Genomic DNA, 3565 nt, shown 5'->3' on the forward strand with positions numbered 1-3565 from the left:
GTCTTCATGGTGTGGGCTTCGATGAAGGCCTGCCCCTTGTCTGATACTACCTGTGTGGTATTCCAGAACTGGTCGTCCCAGTTGCTGTCTTCATTTTTGATGCCACTGTCCAGATAGGGTTGAAACCGCACTTCGGCATCTTTATTAAGGAGCGTGATCTGATAGCGAATGACTCCAAGCTCATCCTGTACAAGGCTTAAAAAGCGGGTAACCCGGACGGCTACCTTAAGGCCATTGGGAAGTGTTGCTTCAAAACTCCTGAGATAGCAGCCTTCTTTCATATTCAGTTCACGTCGGAAATTATCCACAGAGGTACAGGTATTCAGGTCAAGGGGTTCCCCGTTGATCTCTACATCAATGCCAATCCAACTGGGGGCATTGAGGACTTTGGCAAAATATTCCGGGTAGCCATTCTTCCACCAGCCTACACGCGTCTTATCCGGATAGTACACCCCTGCTATGTAGCTGCCCTGGAAGGTGGGCCCTGTATACCGTTCTTCGAAATTGGCCCGCTGGCCCATGGCCCCATTGCCCAGGCTGAATAAACTTTCAGAGGACTTTACCAATTCCGGGTTAAATCCTTCTTCAATGATCGACCAACTATCTGGTATGATATATTCCTGATTCATTATTGAAATACTAGTTGTTTAATAAAATCAATGTCAATTTCTGTAAAATCTTTAAATACATAACGGGCCCTGGATAAGACCTCGGGATCACCTATCCCAACACTTACCATATTGGCTGTATTGGCGGCATCAATTCCTGCAACGGCATCTTCGAACACCACACAATGTTCCGGCGGCATCCCGATATCGTGTGCGGCGATCAGAAAAACTTCCGGGTCCGGTTTTGCCCGGGTCACCTTATTACCGTCTACAATCGTATCAAAATAAGAAAGTAAATCCACTTTTTTGAGTATGGGGATGGCATTCTTGCTGGCGGAGCCTAAGGCCATTGGCACATTATTCTCCTTCAGGAAGTTGAGTACCTTAGGGACATCCGGCAGGATTTCTGAAGCATCCATTTTGGCGATGTAGGAAAGGTAATCCTCGTTCTTTTCTAACAGCCATCTGTTGAACTGCTCTTCGTCAACGGATATCCCACCAAGTTCAAGCAGGATCTCCAGGCACCTGCGGCGACTTACACCTTTAAATGCTTCATTCTGTTCCTCGGTGAATTCAAAACCCAATTCGTTGGCCAGGTGTTTCCAGGCGAGATAATGATATTTGGCCGTATCCACAATCACTCCGTCCAAATCGAATATAAATCCCCGTTTTACCATATATATGTATAGGTAGTTAATTAGTAGTGGATTCCCGTTCAACAATACTGGCTTTTATTACCTCAGTCCGGTAAACAGGTTGCGTTTCATATGAGTTGTCGGCCTCTATACGTCCAATTAAAAGCTGAGCGGCGGTTTCACCCATGAGCTCCCCATGCTGGGCAACAGAGGTAAGGGAAGGGTTCGCGAGTCTGGAAAGTATCCCATCGGTAAAACCAATTACCGCGACATCTTCAGGCACCTTCTTCCCCAGGTCCTGCAAGTATTTTATGCTTTGTACGGCATAAATCTCATTTACACACAGCACCCCATCAATATCAGACCGCTCAAAGAATGCCTTACTGAGTCCTTCATTGTCATAGGAGCCAGGCAGGATTAGGATAAGATCCTCCACAACAGGAATTTGGTGGTCTTTTAATGCCTTGTAATAACCTTCAGCTCTTTTGACACTAACATTAAAGTGCCCTTCTGTAGTGAGCAAGGCAATTTGTTTCCGGCCTTCCTTAATCATTTTCTCCACCGCCTGGTACGCCGCTTCCGTATCGTTGATGATCACCTTATCGCATTCTATTTCATCAGTAACCCGGTCAAACAACACCAAAGGAATCCCCTGATCAGTAACTTGCTTCAGGTGGTTGTAATCGTTTTTGAGTTGGGTGCCAGCGGAGAGGGCCATTATAAAACCATCAATACTGCCATTAGCCAGCATTTCCATATTGATCACCTCTTTGTCAAATGACTCGTCTGAGATACACACAATTACGTTGTAGCCCCTTGCATTGGCAAATTTCTCGATCCCCCGGAAAACAGTAGTGAAGAAATGGTGCACTATATCCGGTATAATCACCCCGATATTCTTGGTGCGCTTATTTTTAAGGCTGATGGCAATGTTGTTGGGCCGGTAGTTGTATAACTTGGCGAATGCCTGCACTTTTTCCTTTGTATCCCTGCTGATCTCCTCGCTGTTCTTGAGAGCTTTGGATACTGTAGAAATGGATACATCGAGTTCCCGGGCAATGTCTTTAAGTGTGATTTTTCGCTTCAAGCCTCTCAGTTGACAGATTGGTCAATTTCGACATGTACATAAAAGATGTTAAAGATATTTAAAAAAAATGGTAAAGAAATAATCGCGGTTGTTGAGACAAATGGTCAGGAAATGCCTATAAAAAGTAGCTTCGGGGTTGCTCAATAAAAAAAAATACTATATTTGTTCCGATTTTATTAACAATTTCACCCCATAATTTAGGATTACATAATTTTTTACTATTGAAATTATGTAACCCATATCAGCAGAAAGTTATCAACACGAAAACGGTTTCGTGCTTGGGAACTTATTGTAGTTAAAAGTATTAACGATTTTTTTACATATGTTTAACCCTTGGAATTTAATTAACTAAACTTAAAATTAACTATCTATGAAGATTACGCTACTCAAAAGCTTTTTACTGGTTGGGGCCATTTTGTGCTTCGGACTGGTTGAAGCGCAAGAAGTATCAGGTACAGTTACAGATGTCAACGGGCCGCTACCTGGGGCAAGTGTTGTTGTAAAAGGAACTACTACCGGTACGCAAACGGACTTCGATGGTAACTATACGTTAAGTGGTGTGGATGCGAACGCAACACTTGTTTTTAGTTACATTGGATACAGTACGCAGGAGATTCCAGTAAATGGGCGTTCTACAATTAATGTAGTATTGGTAGAGGATGCCCAGGCTCTTGATGAAGTAGTTATCATCGGTTATGGTACTACTACAGTAAAGGATGCAACCGGAGCTGTAACCGCAGTAACTGCCGAAGAGTTCAACGGCGGGGTTATTGCCTCTCCGGAACAATTGATTCAAGGTAAGACTGCCGGTGTTAACATCCAGCAGACCAGTGGTGAACCTGGTGCTGGGATTAACATTAACATCCGGGGTTCCAGTTCCGTGCGATCTAACAACAATCCTTTATTTGTTGTGGACGGGATTCCGCTTTCTGGTGGAGAAACTGCTCCCGGAGGAAACTCTGGTGATGGTGGACCTGGATCAAGGAACCCATTGAACTTCCTTAACCCTGCAGACATTGAGAGCATCAGTGTTTTGAAAGATGCCTCTGCAACAGCGATCTACGGATCCAGGGGTGCCAACGGGGTGGTGATCATTACTACTAAAAGTGGTAAAGGTGCTTCCGGCGGAACCTGGGAGTTCTCTTCTAACTTAAGTATTTCCACTCCAGCTAACGAATATGACCTGTTAAACAGGGAAGAATTCCTTGATGCTGTAGAATTGTACGGAGGTAACC

Annotated in this window: 3 protein-coding genes and 1 pseudogene; 1 reads left to right on the plus strand and 3 read right to left on the minus strand. The window is 44.3% G+C overall.

What is annotated here, in order from left to right:
• The 3 genes and pseudogenes from AC4E7D_RS12825 to AC4E7D_RS12835 form a co-directional block, all read right to left on the minus strand.
• Positions 1–629 (minus strand): annotated as a pseudogene (locus AC4E7D_RS12825) (glycoside hydrolase family 65 protein); the annotation flags it as partial.
• Entirely contained in the window at positions 629–1285 is a 657-nt protein-coding gene (pgmB, locus tag AC4E7D_RS12830) for a beta-phosphoglucomutase (RefSeq protein WP_490174185.1), read from the minus strand. The pseudogene AC4E7D_RS12825 and the gene pgmB, both read right to left, overlap by 1 nt.
• A 16-nt stretch (positions 1286–1301) precedes the next feature.
• Positions 1302–2330, minus strand: a complete 1029-nt coding sequence (locus AC4E7D_RS12835) for a LacI family DNA-binding transcriptional regulator (protein ID WP_490174186.1) — start codon at positions 2328–2330, stop codon at positions 1302–1304.
• 370 nt (positions 2331–2700) lie between these two features.
• Here AC4E7D_RS12835 and AC4E7D_RS12840 point away from each other — a divergent pair.
• On the plus strand, positions 2701–3565 hold an 865-nt coding region (locus AC4E7D_RS12840), incomplete at its 3' end, for a carboxypeptidase-like regulatory domain-containing protein (protein ID WP_490174187.1).

The organism is Lentiprolixibacter sp. (assembly GCF_982873095.1).

What these genes read in the sequence shown, in the direction of transcription:
- pgmB (WP_490174185.1), bottom strand. Translation starts at nt 1,285, where the DNA reads ATGGTAAAACGGGGATTTATATTCGATTTGGACGGAGTGATTGTGGAT.